This is a genomic window from Bacillus sp. GS3m_15504, from assembly GCF_055825275.1.
Genome location: NZ_JBVVNL010000010.1, coordinates 19,523 through 37,173 on the forward strand (window position 1 = coordinate 19,523; position 17,651 = coordinate 37,173).

Consider the following 17,651-nt stretch of genomic DNA (forward strand, 5'->3'; position numbering starts at 1 on the left):
CGTCTATTTAGATAATAACCGCTTCTTCAACGATTTCAACTAAACGGAAACGCTTAGTAGCAGAAAGCGGGCGAGTTTCCATGATTTTAACGATATCGCCAAGTTTCGCTTGGTTTTGCTCATCATGGGCTTTGTACTTCTTAGAATACTTAACACGTTTTCCGTACAAGGAATGAGTTTTGTAAGTTTCAACTAAAACTGTAATCGTTTTGTCCATTTTGTCAGACACTACACGACCAGTATAAACTTTGCGTTGGTTACGTTCGCTCACTATGCAAACCTCCCCTCAATTTATCGATTAATTCCGATCTCTCTTTCACGAACTACAGTTTTCATACGAGCAATTGCTTTACGCACTTCACGAATGCGAGTTGGATTCTCTAATTGTCCTGTAGCAAGTTGGAAGCGAAGATTAAACAACTCTTCCTTTAAAGCTTTAACTTTTGTTTCGATTTCGGCAGTGGTTAATTCACGAATATCATTAGTTTTCATTAGATTCACCACCATTTTCTTCACGTTTTACGAATTTACATTTCACAGGTAACTTGTGAGCTGCAAGACGTAATGCTTCGCGTGCTACCTCTTCAGATACACCCGCGATTTCGAACATAATTTTCCCAGGTTTTACTACTGCTACCCAGCCTTCTGGTGCCCCTTTACCGGAACCCATACGTACTTCTAGAGGTTTTGCAGTGTAAGGTTTAGAAGGGAAAATTTTAATCCATACTTTACCGCCACGTTTCATGTAACGAGTCATTGCACGACGAGCAGCTTCGATTTGACGGTTTGTAATCCATGAAGCAGCTTGTGCTTGTAAACCGAATTCACCGAAAGCAATTTCAGTTCCACCTTTTGCACGACCACGCATTTTACCACGATGCTCTCTACGATATTTTACGCGTTTTGGCATTAACATATTATTTTCCTCCTTCCTCAGAAGCTTTCTTTTTTGTAGGAAGGACTTCTCCACGGTAGATCCATACTTTTACGCCTAATTTACCGTATGTTGTATCAGCTTCAACTGCTGCATAGTCAATATCAGCGCGAAGTGTATGAAGTGGAACAGTTCCTTCACTGTAAGATTCTGCACGAGCGATATCAGCTCCGCCAAGACGACCAGAAACCTGTGTTTTAATACCTTTAGCACCTGCACGCATAGCACGTTGAATAACTTGCTTTTGTGCACGACGGAATGATACACGGTTTTCTAATTGACGAGCAATGTTTTCGCCTACTAATTTAGCGTTAAGATCAGCTCTCTTAACTTCTAAAATGTTGATGTGTACACGCTTGCCTGTTAATTGGTTAAGAGCTTTACGAAGTGCTTCAACTTCAGTACCACCTTTACCAATTACCATACCAGGTTTTGCTGTGTGAATTGTAACATTTACACGATTTGCTGCACGTTCGATTTCTACTTTAGCAACAGCAGAATCTTTTAAGCGTACATTAATGTACTCACGGATTTTGATGTCTTCATGTAATAATGTAGCGTAATCTTTCTCAGCGAACCAACGAGATTCCCAGTCACGGATAACGCCGACACGAAGACCAATTGGATTAACCTTTTGACCCATCGATTATCCCTCCTTCTTTTCTGATACCACAACTGTGATGTGGCTTGTGCGTTTGTTAATTTGGCTTGCACGACCCATTGCACGTGGACGGAAACGTTTTAACGTTGGACCTTCGTCAACGAAAACTTTCTCAACAACTAGGCTGTTGATGTCCATTTCATAATTGTGCTCTGCATTTGCGATTGCAGATTTTAAAACTTTTTCTACAACTGGAGAAGCAGTTTTTGGTGTGTGGTTAAGGATAGCAATCGCTTCACCCACTTGCTTACCTCGGATTAAGTCTACAACTAAACGAACTTTACGAGGAGCAATACGAACTGTTCTCGCTACTGCTTTAGCTTGCATTGAAGTGCCTCCTCTCATTATCTTCTAGTTTTCTTATCGTCAGCATCATGACCTTTATACGTACGAGTTGGTGCGAATTCACCTAACTTGTGGCCTACCATGTCTTCAGTAACATATACAGGTACATGTTTACGACCGTCATATACAGCGATTGTGTGACCGATGAACTGAGGGAAGATCGTTGAACGACGAGACCAAGTTTTAACAACTTGCTTTTGCTCAGTTTCATTTAGCTTTGCAATTTTACTCATTAAATGATCATCGACAAATGGTCCTTTTTTCAAGCTACGAGCCATTTTGGTGCCTCCCTTCGTGATTGCCGTACGGTTCTCAAAGTGAACCGTACTACAATCCCATTATTTTTTACGACGACGAACGATGAATTTGTCAGACGCTTTGTTTTTCTTACGAGTTTTGAATCCAAGAGTTGGTTTACCCCATGGAGACATTGGAGACTTACGTCCGATTGGTGAACGTCCTTCACCACCACCGTGTGGGTGATCAACTGGGTTCATTACAGAACCACGAACAGTTGGGCGCTTACCTAACCAGCGAGAGCGACCAGCTTTACCGATCTTGATAAGTTCGTGTGACTCGTTACCAACTTGACCTACAGTTGCACGGCAAGCAGATAATACAAGACGCACTTCACCAGAAGTTAAACGTACAAGAACGTATTTACCTTCTTTACCAAGTACTTGTGCAGATGTACCAGCAGAACGAACTAATTGTCCACCACGACCTGGTTTAAGCTCGATGTTATGAACAACAGTACCTACTGGAATGTTGATTAATGGTAATGCGTTACCGATTTTAATGTCAGCTTCAGCGCCAGACATAATTTCCATACCTACTTCTAAGTTCTTAGGAGCAAGAATGTAACGTTTTTCACCGTCAACGTAGTTAATTAATGCGATATTCGCAGAGCGGTTTGGATCGTATTCGATCGTAGCAACGCGTCCTGGAATTCCATCTTTGTTACGTTTGAAGTCGATGATACGGTATTGACGCTTATGTCCGCCACCTTGATGACGTACAGTGATTTTACCTTGGTTATTACGACCAGCCTTTTTGCTTAAAGGAGCAAGTAAAGACTTTTCGGGTCTGTCAGTCGTGATTTCAGCGAAATCATTCGTAGTCATGTTACGACGACCGTTAGTAGTTGGATTATACTTTTTAATTCCCATCTCAATTTCCCTCCTTCTTTAGTAAGAATTAAACGCCTTGGAAGATTTCGATTTCTTTGCTGTCAGCAGTTAGCTTAACGATTGCTTTACGACGACGGCTAGTAAAACCAGCGTGACGACCAACGCGTTTTGCTTTCGGCTTGTAGTTCATGATGTTCACTTTTTCTACTTTAACACCAAAGATCGCTTCAAGAGCATCTTTAACTTCTGTTTTATTAGATTTAACGTCCACATCGAACGTGTATTTTTTTTCAGCCATCATTTCCATAGAACGTTCAGTGATAACTGGGCGCTTAATGATATCACGAGGATCTCTCATTATGCAAGCACCTCCTCTACTTTTTCCACTGCCGCTTTTGTCATGATTAGCTTATCATGATGAAGCACGTCTAAAACGTTTACGCCATCAGCAGTGATTACTGTTACTCCAGGGATATTGCGAGCAGATAACTCTACAGATTCGTTTGCATCAGCAGTTACGATAAGAGCTTTCTTCTCAACAGTTAATCCTTTAAGTACTGCTAGCATGTCTTTTGTTTTTGGTGCATTTAACACTAGGTCTTCAAGAACTACAATGTTGTTCTCAACTACTTTAGTAGCTAATGCAGATTTGATTGCTAAACGACGAACTTTCTTAGGAAGTTTGTACGCATAGCTTCTTGGTGTAGGTCCGAATACCGTACCACCACCACGCCATTGAGGAGAGCGGATAGACCCTTGACGAGCACGTCCAGTTCCTTTTTGACGCCATGGTTTACGACCACCACCGCGAACTTCAGAGCGAGTTTTTACTTTGTGTGTACCTTGACGTAAAGATGCACGTTGCATCATTACAGCTTCGAAAAGTACAGCTTCATTTGGTTCGATACCGAAAATAGCTTCAGCTAATTCGATTTCACCAACCTGTGAACCAGTTTGGTTATATACAGTAACTTTTGGCATTGGAATTCCTCCTTCCTATTGTGAATTATTTGCTAACCTTCACAGCGCCTTGAACAACTACAAGAGATTTCTTAGCACCTGGAACGTTACCTTTTACTAATAATAAGTTGCGCTCAGTGTCAACTTGAACGATTTCTAAGTTTTGGATAGTAACTTGGTCTCCACCCATACGTCCAGCAAGTTTTTTGCCTTTGAATACACGGTTCGGAGCAACTGGGCCCATTGAACCTGGACGACGGTGATAGCGAGAACCATGAGACATAGGTCCGCGAGATTGTCCGTGGCGTTTGATAACACCTTGGAAACCTTTACCTTTAGAAATTCCTGTTACATCAACGATTTCACCTGTAGCGAATACGTCAACTTTTACCTCTTGACCAACCTCTAATCCGTCCACGTCTGCATCGCGGATTTCGCGAATGAAGCGCTTAGGAGTTGTAGATGCTTTAGCAGTGTGGCCTTGTTCAGGTTTGTTAGTTAACTTTTCACGTTTATCTTCAAATCCTAACTGGATTGCGTTGTAGCCATCAGTTTCAGTTGTTTTCTTTTGAAGAACAACGTTTGGATTAGCAGCGATAACTGTTACTGGGATTAACTCACCGTTCTCAGCAAATACTTGAGTCATACCGATCTTTCTTCCTAAGATTCCTTTGGTCATGAGTTACACCTCCTACATTTTTAAGTTATATAAATTATAGTTTGATTTCGATATCTACACCAGATGGTAAGTCTAAACGCATTAATGAATCTACTGTTTGTGGAGTAGGACTCACGATGTCGATTAGACGTTTGTGCGTGCGCATTTCGAATTGCTCACGAGAATCTTTGTACTTATGAACAGCACGAAGAATTGTGTAAACAGTTTTTTCAGTTGGTAATGGGATCGGACCAGAAACTGTTGCCCCAGAACGCTTAGCTGTTTCTACAATTTTCTCAGCAGACTGATCAAGAATACGGTGATCGTAAGCTTTTAAACGGATACGAATTTTTTCTTTTGCCATTATTTTCCCTCCTTCGTTCGCCTATTTCTAAAATAGACCTTCTCCATGGAAATTTCCCCACACCATGCCATGGCAAAGCGGCCGGGTGTGTCAGCAACCTTCCACTTCATCGCAGTCAAAGACCAACATTGTCTATTATACAATGTTATTCGTCTAGATGCAAGCATCTTTTTGTTTGCATCTGCTTTTCTCTACTTTTGCTATTATACATGGCACTTTAAAGAATTTCAAGTTTTCATCTACTAGAATTCATTTTACAGTTTCTGGGTTTTGTTTATTACTTTTTATATATTATAGAAGAAACTCGTCAAAACATAAAAATATGATTTCATTTATTATATAAACGCAAACAAAAACCCCAAGGGAAAATCCCTCGGGGTTTTTTATATCTGTTAAGATTACTCAACGATAGTAGCAACTACACCGTAACCTACTGTACGTCCACCTTCACGAATAGAGAATTTAGTTCCCTCTTCGATAGCGATTGGAGCGATAAGTTCGATAGTCATTTCGATGTTGTCACCAGGCATTACCATTTCAGTACCTTCTGGTAATTGGATGATACCAGTTACGTCAGTTGTACGGAAGTAGAACTGAGGACGGTAGTTAGCGAAGAATGGAGTGTGACGTCCACCTTCTTCTTTAGATAATACGAAAACTTCAGCTTTGAATTTAGCGTGAGCTTTTACAGAACCGCTTTTTGCAAGTACTTGTCCACGTTGGATGTCTTCACGAGCAACCCCACGAAGTAAAGCACCGATGTTGTCTCCAGCTTGAGCTTGGTCAAGAAGTTTACGGAACATCTCTACACCAGTTACAGTTGTAGAAGCATTTTCTTCAGCAAGACCGATGATTTCTACTACGTCACCAACTTTAACGATACCGCGCTCAACACGACCAGTAGCAACTGTACCACGACCTGTGATAGAGAATACGTCCTCTACAGGCATTAAGAATGGTTTGTCAGTTTCACGTTCTGGAGTTGGGATGTAAGCATCAACTTCAGCCATTAATTCAATGATTTTTGCTTCCCAATCAGCTTCTCCTTGAAGAGCTTTAAGAGCAGAACCTTTGATTACAGGAATGTCGTCGCCTGGGAATCCGTATTCAGATAATAGGTCGCGAACTTCCATTTCTACTAATTCTAATAATTCTTCGTCGTCTACCATGTCGCATTTGTTTAAGAATACAACGATGTAAGGTACACCTACTTGACGAGAAAGAAGGATGTGCTCACGAGTTTGAGGCATTGGGCCATCAGCAGCAGATACTACTAAGATACCGCCGTCCATTTGAGCAGCACCAGTGATCATGTTTTTAACATAGTCAGCGTGACCTGGGCAGTCAACGTGTGCATAGTGACGAGTTTCAGTTTCGTACTCAACGTGTGCAGTTGAGATTGTGATACCGCGCTCTCTTTCTTCTGGAGCAGCATCGATTTGATCGTATCCGCGTGCTTCAGCACCACCAGCTTTTGCAAGTACTGTAGTGATCGCAGCAGTTAATGTAGTTTTACCATGGTCAACGTGGCCGATTGTACCGATGTTAACATGGGGTTTAGAACGTTCGAATTTAGCTTTAGCCATTCTAAATTCCTCCTTAGTTTATATAGGTTATTTTATATTTAGGCTAGAAAGCGAAACTTGCGTCCCACTTTCTAAGCTTACATAAGTAGTTATACGTGAAGAATCGATAAAAATCAATTATTCACCTTTATTTTTTTTGATAATTTCTTCAGAAACAGACTTTGGTACTTCTTCATAGTGGTCAAACACCATAGAGAATGTTCCGCGTCCTTGAGTGTTAGAACGTAATGACGTTGCATAACCGAACATTTCAGAAAGTGGAACCATAGCGCGAACAACTTGAGCGTTACCGCGAGCTTCCATACCTTCTACACGTCCACGACGAGATGTTACGTCACCCATAATGTCACCCATGTACTCTTCAGGAATTACAACTTCAACTTTCATCATTGGCTCAAGAATTACTGGGTTACATTTAGAAACCGCAGCTTTAAGTGCCATAGATGCAGCGATTTTGAACGCCATCTCAGATGAATCGACATCATGGTAAGATCCGTCAACTAATGCAGCTTTAATGTCTACTACTGGATATCCAGCAAGTACACCATTTTTAAGTGCATCTTCAAGACCTGCGCCTACAGCTGGGATGTATTCACGTGGAACAACACCACCGACGATCTTGTTTTCGAATTCGAATCCTTTACCTTCTTCATTAGGTTCAAACTCAATCCAAACGTGACCGAATTGTCCACGTCCACCAGATTGACGAGCGAACTTACCTTCAACTTTCGCAGCAGCGCGGAAAGTCTCACGGTATGCTACCTGAGGAGCACCAACGTTTGCTTCAACTTTGAATTCACGGCGCATACGGTCAACGATGATATCAAGGTGAAGTTCACCCATACCAGCGATGATTGTTTGGCCAGTTTCTTGGTCAGTGTGAGCACGGAATGTTGGATCTTCTTCAGAAAGCTTAGATAATGCTGTACCCATTTTATCTTGGTCAGCTTTTGATTTTGGTTCGATAGCTACAGAGATAACTGGCTCTGGGAATTCCATAGACTCAAGGATAACAAGGCTCTTCTCGTCACAAAGAGTATCACCAGTAGTAGTATCTTTTAAACCTACAGCAGCAGCGATATCACCAGCGTAAACTGTTGAGATCTCTTCACGGCTGTTAGCGTGCATTTGTAGGATACGACCTACACGCTCACGCTTACCTTTAGTTGAGTTTTTCACGTATGATCCAGAGTTTAACACACCAGAGTACACACGGAAGAATGTTAACTTACCAACATAAGGGTCAGTCATGATTTTGAATGCTAGAGCTGCGAATGGTTCTTCATCGCTAGACTTACGTTCTACTTCTTCATCTGTATCAGGAACGATACCTTTAATAGCAGGTACGTCTAATGGAGATGGTAGGTAGTCGATAACTGCGTCTAACAGAATTTGAACACCTTTGTTTTTGAATGCAGAACCACAGATTACTGGGAAGAATTCTACAGAAGTTGTAGCCTTACGGATACCAGCTTTAAGCTCTTCTACAGTGATTTCTTCACCTTCTAGGTACTTCATCATCATTTCTTCATCAAGCTCAGCTACCGCTTCAATAAGTTTTCCACGGTATTCTTCAGCTAGTTCTTTATGCTCTTCAGGAATTTCAACACGTTGAATGTCTGTTCCTAAATCGTTACCGTACATGTAAGCACATTCTTCAACAAGGTCAATGATACCATTGAACTCATCTTCAGCACCGATTGGTAACTGAATTGGGTGTGCGTTTGCTTGTAAACGATCGTGGATTGTTCCTACAGAGTATAAGAAATCTGCACCGATTTTATCCATTTTGTTAACGAATACGATACGAGGTACGCCGTAAGTAGTAGCCTGACGCCAAACAGTTTCTGTTTGTGGTTCTACACCAGATTGTGCATCAAGTACTGCTACTGCGCCATCAAGTACGCGTAAAGAACGTTCTACTTCTACTGTGAAATCTACGTGACCTGGAGTGTCAATGATGTTTACACGGTGACCTTTCCATTGTGCTGTAGTTGCAGCAGAAGTAATTGTGATACCACGCTCTTGCTCTTGCTCCATCCAGTCCATCTGAGATGCACCTTCGTGAGTTTCACCGATTTTGTGAATACGTCCTGTGTAGTACAGAATACGCTCAGTAGCTGTTGTTTTACCAGCATCGATGTGAGCCATGATACCAATATTACGAGTGTTTTCTAAAGAGAACTCTCTTGCCATTTGGTGTCTTGCTCCTTCCATATATGGATTGGATTTTTTATTTTAAGTAGCAAAAAAGCCACTTTATATTGTTACACATGTCAGTATGTCCAGTACCCTCATTATGTAAAACGAGCGCCCAACGAAAGGGAGAGGCATTCTCCCTCTCCACACTTCCATAAGCGACAAATAAAGCGGTTTATGCTTACATTTATTTTACGTTGAATCCTACCAACGGTAATGAGCAAATGCTTTGTTAGCTTCTGCCATTTTATGAGTGTCTTCACGTTTCTTAACAGATGCACCAGCGTTGTTAGCTGCATCTAAGATTTCGTTAGCAAGACGCTCTTCCATAGTTTTTTCACCACGAAGACGAGCGTAGTTTACTAACCAACGAAGACCTAAAGTTGTACGGCGTTCTGGACGAACCTCAACTGGAACTTGGTAGTTAGCACCACCAACACGACGAGCGCGTACTTCAAGAACAGGCATAATGTTCTTAAGAGCTTGCTCGAATACTTCCATTGGCTCTTTACCAGTACGTTCGCTTACGATATCGAACGCATTATAAAGAATTGTTTGAGATTTACCTTTTTTACCGTCAACCATCATTTTGTTGATAAGGCGTGTTACTAGCTTCGAATTGTACATTGGATCTGGTAACACGTCACGTTTTGCAACAGGTCCTTTACGAGGCATATTGAGTTCCTCCTTTCATTAAAAAGTTATTATTTCTTAGCCGCTTTAGGCTTTTTAGTACCGTATTTAGAACGGCCTTGCATACGCTTGTCAACACCAGCTGTATCAAGCGCACCACGAACGATGTGGTAACGTACCCCTGGTAAGTCTTTTACACGACCACCGCGAATTAATACTACGCTGTGCTCTTGTAAGTTGTGACCGATACCTGGGATGTATGCTGTTACCTCAATACCATTTGTTAAACGAACACGAGCATATTTACGTAACGCTGAGTTAGGTTTCTTTGGAGTCATTGTACCAACACGAGTACATACACCACGTTTTTGAGGTGCAGAGATATCAGTTGATTTTTTCTTTAAAGAGTTAAAACCTTTGTTTAACGCAGGTGATTTAGATTTCCATACTTTATCAGTACGACCATTTCTCACTAATTGGTTAATAGTAGGCATTTGATTATCCTCCCTTCGCATGTTTGTATGACCACATATCCAGGTGGTTCATTATTAGTTGAAAACAAAGTTTTTGCAAGGGAGAGCAAATGCTCTCTCCTCACAAAAACAGTTTTAACTTATTATTCCTATTGCTGAAGCTCCCACTTGAATCCCCGCAACTTTTCCAAGTTTACGAACTGATTCAACTTTGGTTATGGGTATGTTATGTTGCAATGCAGTGCGAATGATAACATGGGTTAACCGCATATCAGCATCTTCTGCAATGACAACTTCTTTAACTATACCATTTTTGATTGCTTCCAATGTACGTTTATGACCAACGACTACATTTTCAGCATTTGACACTTTTTGATAAGACATATAAATATCCTCCAAAGCATCGTTCAGGAGCAACCTTGCTTATAGTAACATTTTGACTCATACAATGTCAACTAGGATTAACTGTTTTTATACAAAATTTACGACGGAAAATTTTACTGTTCCACATAAACTTCATCGTTTTCTACATTCATGTCATCTTGTGTAGTTTTAACAAGATCCACTTTGCGATAACGATTCATACCTGTTCCAGCAGGAACAAGTTTACCGATAATAACATTTTCTTTCAATCCTAGAAGCTCATCGCGTTTACCCTTAATCGCTGCATCAGTTAAGACACGAGTTGTTTCTTGGAACGATGCTGCAGATAAGAATGAATCTGTTTCAAGTGAAGCTTTTGTAATACCAAGTAGAACAGGTCTAGCTGTTGCTGGTTGTTTACCTTGCAGTAACACCTTCGCATTCGCATCAGTAAACTGATGGATATCTAGTAATGTTCCTGGTAATACATCTGTTTCACCTGCATCACTCACACGTACTTTACGTAACATTTGGCGTACCATTACTTCTACGTGTTTGTCACCAATTTCTACCCCTTGCATACGGTATACTTTTTGAACTTCACGTAATAAGTATTCTTGAACTGCCGTAATGTCTGTTACTTTTAGTAATTCTTTCGGATCAATAGAACCTTCTGTTAACTCTTTACCGTGGCTAATTTTCTGTCCTGGAATTACTTTCAGACGAGCACCATAAGGAATAGCATACGTACGAGCTTCAACTTCACCCTGTACAACTACTTCTTGGCGATCTTTAACATCGTTGATCGCTGCGATAACACCGTCGATTTCACTGATAACAGCCTGACCTTTCGGATTACGAGCTTCGAAGATCTCTTGGATACGAGGTAAACCTTGAGTGATATCATCTCCGGCAACCCCACCTGTATGGAACGTACGCATCGTTAACTGTGTACCTGGCTCACCGATAGATTGAGCTGCGATAATACCTACCGCTTCCCCTACTTCTACGTCTGTTCCAGTTGCTAAGTTACGACCGTAACACTTCTTACATACACCATGGCGAGTGTTACACGTAAACGCTGAACGAATGTTTACAGTTTCAACACCCGAGTTTTCAACAATATGAGCGATATCTTCAGTAATTAATTGATTTTCAGCAACTAATACTTCACCTGTTTCAGGATGTTTTACAGTTTTTCTTGCAAAACGTCCAACAAGACGATCATATAATGACTCAATAACTTCATTACCCTCTTTAATCGCACCAATTAATAAACCGCGATCTGTTCCACAATCATCTTCACGAACGATTACATCTTGTGCAACGTCAACAAGACGACGTGTTAAGTAACCAGAATCGGCAGTTTTCAGTGCTGTATCGGCAAGACCTTTACGCGCACCATGCGTAGAGATGAAGTACTCAAGTACTGTTAAACCTTCACGGAAACTTGATTTGATTGGAAGTTCAATGATACGACCAGATGGATTGGCCATCAGACCACGCATACCAGCAAGCTGAGTAAAGTTCGATGCGTTACCACGGGCACCGGAATCACTCATCATGAAGATTGGGTTGCGTTTATTCAAGGACTTCATCAGTTTTCCTTGGATAACATCTTTTGCATTACTCCAAATAGAGATAACGCGATCGTAACGTTCTTCTTCCGTGATTAAACCGCGACGGAATTGTTTAATTACATTATCTACTTTTGCTTGTGCTTCGTGGAGAATTTCATCTTTTTCACCTAATACAAGAATGTCAGATACCCCAACTGTAATACCAGCTTTTGTAGAGTACTTGAATCCTAAGTTTTTCATACGGTCAAGCATACGAGACGTTTCTGTAATTTTGAAACGTTTAAACACTTCCGCAATGATGTTACCAAGGATTTTCTTGCTGAATGGTGCCACTTCTTCGCGACTAGCAATAATCTCTTTAATGTTCGCACCTTTTTCAACGAAATATTTCGCTGGTGTTTCTTTTTCAAGGTTTGAATTTGTTGGTTCATTAATATAAGGGAACGACTCTGGTAAGATTTCGTTAAATATTAATTTACCAACTGTTGTTAATAGAAGCATATTCTTTTGCTCTTCAGTAAATGTTGCGTTGTTTACTGCACTTGCAGCTACTGCAACACGCGTATGAAGATGTACATATCCATTTTGATATGCAAGTAATGCTTCGTTCGCATCTTTGAAGACCATACCTTCACCGATTGCACCTTCACGCTCAAGTGTTAAGTAGTAGTTACCTAATACCATATCCTGAGATGGAGTAACAACTGGTTTACCGTCTTTCGGGTTCAAGATGTTTTGTGCCGCTAACATAAGAAGACGAGCTTCTGCTTGCGCTTCTGATGATAAAGGTACGTGAACGGCCATTTGGTCACCGTCAAAGTCCGCGTTGTATGCAGTACATACAAGTGGGTGAAGACGGATTGCGCGACCTTCTACTAATGTAGGTTCAAACGCCTGAATACCAAGACGGTGAAGTGTTGGTGCGCGGTTTAGAAGTACTGGATGTTCTTTAATCACAGATTCTAAAACGTCCCAAACTTCAGGTTGTACACGCTCGATTTTACGTTTCGCACTCTTAATGTTGTGTGCTAATCCTTTTTCAACTAACTCTTTCATTACGAAAGGTTTGAACAGTTCAAGCGCCATCTCTTTCGGTAATCCACATTGATACATCTTTAAGTTCGGTCCTACAACGATTACAGAACGACCAGAGTAGTCAACACGCTTACCTAATAAGTTTTGACGGAAACGTCCTTGTTTACCTTTAAGCATGTGAGATAGAGATTTTAATGGACGGTTACCTGGTCCAGTAACTGGACGGCCACGACGACCATTATCGATTAATGCGTCTACAGCTTCTTGTAACATACGTTTTTCGTTTTGAACGATAATGCTTGGTGCACCTAAGTCCAATAGACGTTTTAAACGGTTGTTACGGTTAATTACACGACGGTATAAGTCGTTTAAGTCAGAAGTAGCAAAACGTCCACCATCTAACTGTACCATTGGTCGTAGTTCTGGTGGGATTACTGGTAGAACATCTAAGATCATCCAAGATGGCTCATTTCCAGAGTTACGGAATGCTTCTAATACTTCTAGACGTTTAATAGCACGAGTACGGCGTTGTCCTTGTGCTGTTTTTAATTCTTCTTTTAAGAAGTCTACTTCTTTATCTAAATCGATGTCTTGTAATAGCTTTTTAATCGCTTCTGCACCCATAGCAGCTTGGAATGTGCTACCATATCGATCACGATATGCACGGTATTCTTTTTCAGAAAGTAATTGCTTCTTATCAAGTGGTGTATCTCCACTTTCTGTTACAACATAAGAAGCGAAATAAATTACTTCTTCAAGCGCGCGAGGGGACATGTCTAAGACAAGTCCCATGCGGCTCGGGATACCTTTGAAATACCAAATATGAGATACAGGAGCAGCTAATTCGATATGACCCATACGTTCACGACGTACTTTCGCACGCGTTACTTCAACGCCACATCGATCACAAACTACACCTTTATAACGTACACGTTTGTATTTTCCGCAATGACATTCCCAGTCCTTTTGTGGTCCGAAAATACGCTCACAGAACAAGCCATCTTTTTCAGGCTTTAACGTACGATAGTTAATTGTTTCTGGTTTCTTAACTTCACCGTATGACCAAGAACGAATCTTGTCAGGTGAAGCAAGTCCAATCTTCATATATTCAAAGTTATTTACATCTATCAAGGGGCCTACCTCCCTTTTAGTCTACAGGTTATCCCAATTATTCCTTAGTTGTCTCAACTTCGACATTCAATTTATCTGCTGATTGATGATCATCGTCATCTTCCGTATCACGCATTTCAATTTCTGTATCGTCGCTAGACATCATTTTAACGTCCATACCTAAACTTTGCAGCTCTTTAATCAATACTTTGAATGATTCAGGAACGCCTGGTTCTGGAACATTTTCGCCTTTAACAATTGCTTCATACGTCTTAACACGTCCAACAACATCATCAGACTTCACTGTTAAGATTTCTTGAAGAGTATAAGCAGCACCGTAAGCTTCAAGTGCCCAAACCTCCATCTCACCGAAACGCTGTCCACCGAACTGAGCTTTACCTCCAAGAGGCTGCTGCGTTACAAGTGAGTATGGTCCAGTAGAACGAGCATGAAGTTTATCGTCAACCATGTGCGCAAGTTTGATCATATACATGACACCAACAGATACACGGTTATCGAATGGTTCACCAGTACGTCCGTCATACAGGATTGTTTTCGCGTCATTTGCCATACCAGCTTCTTCAATTGTGCCCCAAACATCTTCCTCACGAGCACCATCGAATACTGGTGTTGCAATGTGAATACCAAGGTATCTTGCTGCCATACCAAGATGAAGCTCTAATACCTGACCGATATTCATACGAGATGGTACCCCTAATGGGTTTAACATGATATCGATTGGCGTACCGTCTGGTAAGTAAGGCATATCTTCTTCTGGTAAAATACGAGAGATAACACCTTTGTTACCGTGACGTCCGGCCATCTTGTCACCTTCAGAAATTTTACGTTTTTGAACGATATATGCACGTACAAGTTGATTCACGCCTGGTGGCAATTCATCGCCATCTTCACGGTTGAATACTTTTACGTCTAAGATAATACCGCCACCACCGTGTGGTACACGTAGTGATGTATCACGTACTTCACGCGCTTTTTCTCCAAAGATAGCATGTAATAGACGTTCTTCAGCTGTTAATTCTGTTACACCTTTAGGCGTTACTTTACCAACAAGTAAATCTCCATCTTTTACTTCCGCACCAACGCGAATGATACCGCGCTCGTCAAGGTTGCGTAATGCATCTTCCCCAACGTTTGGAATGTCACGTGTAATTTCTTCTGGTCCAAGCTTCGTATCACGAGCTTCTGACTCATATTCTTCAATATGAATAGAAGTGTACACATCATCTTTTACAAGGCGCTCACTCATAATGATCGCATCCTCGTAGTTATAACCGTCCCAAGTCATGAAGCCAACAAGCACGTTACGTCCAAGTGCTAGTTCACCTAATTCCATAGAAGGACCATCCGCAAGGATTTCACCTTTTACAACTTCATTTCCAACACTTACGATTGGACGTTGGTTGTAGCAAGTTCCTTGGTTAGAACGAATGAATTTTTGCATTTTGTAGCGATCTAAGTCGCCTTTTACTGTTTGACCGTCAACTTCTACATAGCGACGTACCCAAACTTCACGTGCTTCTACGCGCTCAACAATACCAGGGTGTTTACAGATTACTGCAGCACCTGAGTCTTTTGCTGATACGTACTCCATACCTGTACCTACAATCGGTGATTCCGGATTCATTAACGGAACCGCCTGACGTTGCATGTTCGCTCCCATAAGTGCGCGGTTAGAGTCATCGTTTTCTAAGAACGGAATACAAGCTGTCGCTGCCGACACTACTTGTTTTGGTGATACATCCATGTAGTCGATGCGTTCTTTATTTGTGACAATGTTTTCACCACGGAAACGAGCTACGATATCTTCATCAAGGAATTCTCCTTCTTCAGATAATTTCATATTCGCTTGGGCTACAACATAATTATCTTCTTCATCTGCTGTTAAATAATCAACATGCCCTGTTACAAGACCAGTTTCTGGGTCAACACGACGGTATGGTGTTTCAATGAAACCAAACTCATTTACTTTCGCGAATGAAGATAATGAGTTAATCAAACCGATGTTTGGTCCCTCTGGTGTTTCAATCGGACACATACGACCATAGTGAGAGTAGTGAACGTCACGTACTTCAAAGCCTGCGCGCTCACGCGTTAAACCACCAGGTCCTAATGCAGATAGTCTTCGTTTGTGAGTTAACTCTGCTAATGGGTTTGTTTGGTCCATGAACTGAGATAACTGAGAACTTCCGAAGAACTCTTTAATAGATGCAATAACAGGACGAATATTAATTAATGCCTGTGGTGTAATTGCATTTGTATCTTGGATCGACATTCTCTCACGAACAACACGTTCCATACGAGAAAGACCGATACGGAATTGATTTTGTAATAGTTCTCCAACAGAACGCAGACGACGGTTTCCTAAGTGGTCGATATCATCTGTATCCCCTACTTTGTATAGTAGGTTGAAGAAGTAACTGATAGAAGCAAGGATATCACCTGGTGTGATGTGTTTTACATCACGAGTAATGTTTGCATTACCAATTACATTAATTACACGTTCGCCTTCTGACTCAGGAGCATAAATCTTAATAGATTGCAGCTCAACATCGCCTTCTACCACTCCACCCATTGGTTTCGCTGTTTTGAATCCAATGTTTTTCTCTAAGTAAGGTAAAATGCGATCAAGTGTACGACGATCTAAGATTGTTCCTTCTGCCGCTAAAATTTCACCAGTTTCTGGATCCACTAATGTTTCAGCTAAACGTTGATTAAACAATCTGTTTTTAATGTGTAACTTCTTGTTGATCTTGTAGCGACCTACATTCGCTAAATCGTAGCGCTTTGGATCGAAGAAACGAGACACAAGTAAGCTCTTAGCATTTTCTACTGTTGGTGGTTCACCAGGACGTAGACGCTCATAAATTTCAAGCAATGCTTTTTCTGTGCTATCTGTGTTGTCTTTTTCTAATGTGTTGCTTAAGTATTCGTTATCACCTAAAAGCTCGGTGATTTCTTGATCAGAGCCAAACCCTAATGCGCGTAACAAAACAGTTACAGGAAGTTTACGCGTACGGTCAATACGCACATATACAACATCCTTAGCATCTGTCTCATACTCTAACCAAGCTCCGCGGTTTGGAATTACAGTAGCAGTAAAACCACGTTTTCCGTTTTTATCCACTTTGCCACTATAGTATACGCTTGGAGAGCGAACTAACTGGGAAACGATAACACGTTCTGCACCGTTAATTACGAATGTTCCAGTCTCTGTCATGAGTGGGAAATCTCCCATGAACACATCTTGTTCTTTTACTTCACCAGTTTCCTTGTTGATTAGACGCACTTTTACACGAAGTGGTGCTGCATACGTCACATCACGCTCTTTGCATTCGTCTACAGAGTATTTAGGTTCACCTAAGCTGTAGTCGATAAATTCAAGCGATAGATTTCCCGTAAAGTCTTCAATCGGAGAAATGTCTTGGAACATTTCTCGCAAACCCTCATCAAGAAACCACTGATAAGAAGAGGTTTGAATTTCGATAAGATTTGGTAACTCTAATACTTCACTAATACGGGCATAACTTCTTCGTTGGCGGTGGCGTCCGTATTGAACTAGTTGACCTGTCAACTGCTTCACCCCTCAAATCATGAGTATT

Annotated in this window: 18 protein-coding genes; all 18 read right to left on the reverse strand. The window is 41.1% G+C overall.

The features are described from left to right. Positions 1–7: 7 nt before the first annotated feature. The 18 genes from rpsQ to rpoB all read right to left on the reverse strand — a co-directional run bounded on the left by rpsQ (position 8) and on the right by rpoB (position 17,623). A complete protein-coding gene (rpsQ, locus tag AC0L0O_RS29065) occupies positions 8–271 on the reverse strand; it encodes a 30S ribosomal protein S17 (protein WP_000004106.1) in 264 nt (87 codons plus the stop codon). 20 nt (positions 272–291) lie between these two features. Then, positions 292–492, reverse strand: a complete 201-nt coding sequence (rpmC, locus tag AC0L0O_RS29070) for a 50S ribosomal protein L29 (protein WP_000855718.1) — start codon at positions 490–492, stop codon at positions 292–294. Continuing rightward, a complete protein-coding gene (gene rplP, locus AC0L0O_RS29075; protein WP_000928969.1) occupies positions 482–916 on the reverse strand; it encodes a 50S ribosomal protein L16 in 435 nt (144 codons plus the stop codon). Before rplP ends, rpmC begins: the two co-directional genes overlap by 11 nt. 1 nt (position 917) lies before the next feature. After that, entirely contained in the window at positions 918–1,577 is a 660-nt protein-coding gene (gene rpsC, locus AC0L0O_RS29080; protein WP_000529956.1) for a 30S ribosomal protein S3, read from the reverse strand. 3 nt (positions 1,578–1,580) lie between these two features. Beyond that, complete coding sequence (gene rplV / locus AC0L0O_RS29085) at positions 1,581–1,922, reverse strand: 50S ribosomal protein L22 (RefSeq protein ID WP_001148025.1); 342 nt, start codon at positions 1,920–1,922, stop codon at positions 1,581–1,583. A gap of 17 nt (positions 1,923–1,939) precedes the next feature. Next, positions 1,940–2,218 (reverse strand): 30S ribosomal protein S19, encoded by a 279-nt coding sequence (gene rpsS, locus AC0L0O_RS29090; protein ID WP_000124453.1) that lies wholly within the window; start codon positions 2,216–2,218, stop codon positions 1,940–1,942. 60 nt (positions 2,219–2,278) lie between these two features. Beyond that, the gene (gene rplB, locus AC0L0O_RS29095) at positions 2,279–3,109 is read right to left on the reverse strand and encodes a 50S ribosomal protein L2 (RefSeq protein ID WP_000511580.1); all 831 of its coding nucleotides are present in this window, start codon (positions 3,107–3,109) and stop codon (positions 2,279–2,281) included. Between the two features lie 28 nt (positions 3,110–3,137). Continuing rightward, positions 3,138–3,428, reverse strand: coding sequence for a 50S ribosomal protein L23 (rplW, locus tag AC0L0O_RS29100; RefSeq protein ID WP_001205558.1), 291 nt, complete (start codon positions 3,426–3,428; stop codon positions 3,138–3,140). Then, on the reverse strand, positions 3,428–4,051 hold the full coding sequence (rplD, locus tag AC0L0O_RS29105; protein ID WP_001127258.1) for a 50S ribosomal protein L4: 624 nt from the start codon (positions 4,049–4,051) through the stop codon (positions 3,428–3,430). The genes rplW and rplD overlap by 1 nt, the downstream gene beginning before the upstream one ends. Before the next feature lie 25 nt (positions 4,052–4,076). Then, positions 4,077–4,709 (reverse strand): 50S ribosomal protein L3, encoded by a 633-nt coding sequence (gene rplC, locus AC0L0O_RS29110; RefSeq protein WP_000160207.1) that lies wholly within the window; start codon positions 4,707–4,709, stop codon positions 4,077–4,079. Between the two features lie 34 nt (positions 4,710–4,743). Then, on the reverse strand, positions 4,744–5,052 hold the full coding sequence (rpsJ, locus tag AC0L0O_RS29115; RefSeq protein ID WP_001040596.1) for a 30S ribosomal protein S10: 309 nt from the start codon (positions 5,050–5,052) through the stop codon (positions 4,744–4,746). A gap of 398 nt (positions 5,053–5,450) precedes the next feature. Next, positions 5,451–6,638 (reverse strand): elongation factor Tu, encoded by a 1,188-nt coding sequence (gene tuf / locus AC0L0O_RS29120; protein WP_001029614.1) that lies wholly within the window; start codon positions 6,636–6,638, stop codon positions 5,451–5,453. Between the two features lie 117 nt (positions 6,639–6,755). Then, a complete protein-coding gene (gene fusA / locus AC0L0O_RS29125) occupies positions 6,756–8,834 on the reverse strand; it encodes an elongation factor G (RefSeq protein ID WP_000090364.1) in 2,079 nt (692 codons plus the stop codon). Between the two features lie 207 nt (positions 8,835–9,041). Beyond that, positions 9,042–9,512 (reverse strand): 30S ribosomal protein S7, encoded by a 471-nt coding sequence (gene rpsG / locus AC0L0O_RS29130; protein WP_001137493.1) that lies wholly within the window; start codon positions 9,510–9,512, stop codon positions 9,042–9,044. Positions 9,513–9,541: 29 nt separating this feature from the next. Then, on the reverse strand, positions 9,542–9,964 hold the full coding sequence (rpsL, locus tag AC0L0O_RS29135) for a 30S ribosomal protein S12 (protein ID WP_001142340.1): 423 nt from the start codon (positions 9,962–9,964) through the stop codon (positions 9,542–9,544). A 114-nt stretch (positions 9,965–10,078) separates the two neighbouring features. Beyond that, positions 10,079–10,327 (reverse strand): 50S ribosomal protein L7ae-like protein, encoded by a 249-nt coding sequence (locus tag AC0L0O_RS29140; RefSeq protein WP_000121830.1) that lies wholly within the window; start codon positions 10,325–10,327, stop codon positions 10,079–10,081. Positions 10,328–10,440: 113 nt separating this feature from the next. Further along, positions 10,441–14,052: a DNA-directed RNA polymerase subunit beta' gene (gene rpoC, locus AC0L0O_RS29145; protein WP_000567936.1), complete on the reverse strand. Its 3,612-nt coding sequence runs from the start codon at positions 14,050–14,052 to the stop codon at positions 10,441–10,443. Positions 14,053–14,089: 37 nt separating this feature from the next. Next, a complete protein-coding gene (gene rpoB / locus AC0L0O_RS29150; protein ID WP_000147554.1) occupies positions 14,090–17,623 on the reverse strand; it encodes a DNA-directed RNA polymerase subunit beta in 3,534 nt (1,177 codons plus the stop codon). Positions 17,624–17,651: the final 28 nt, after the last annotated feature.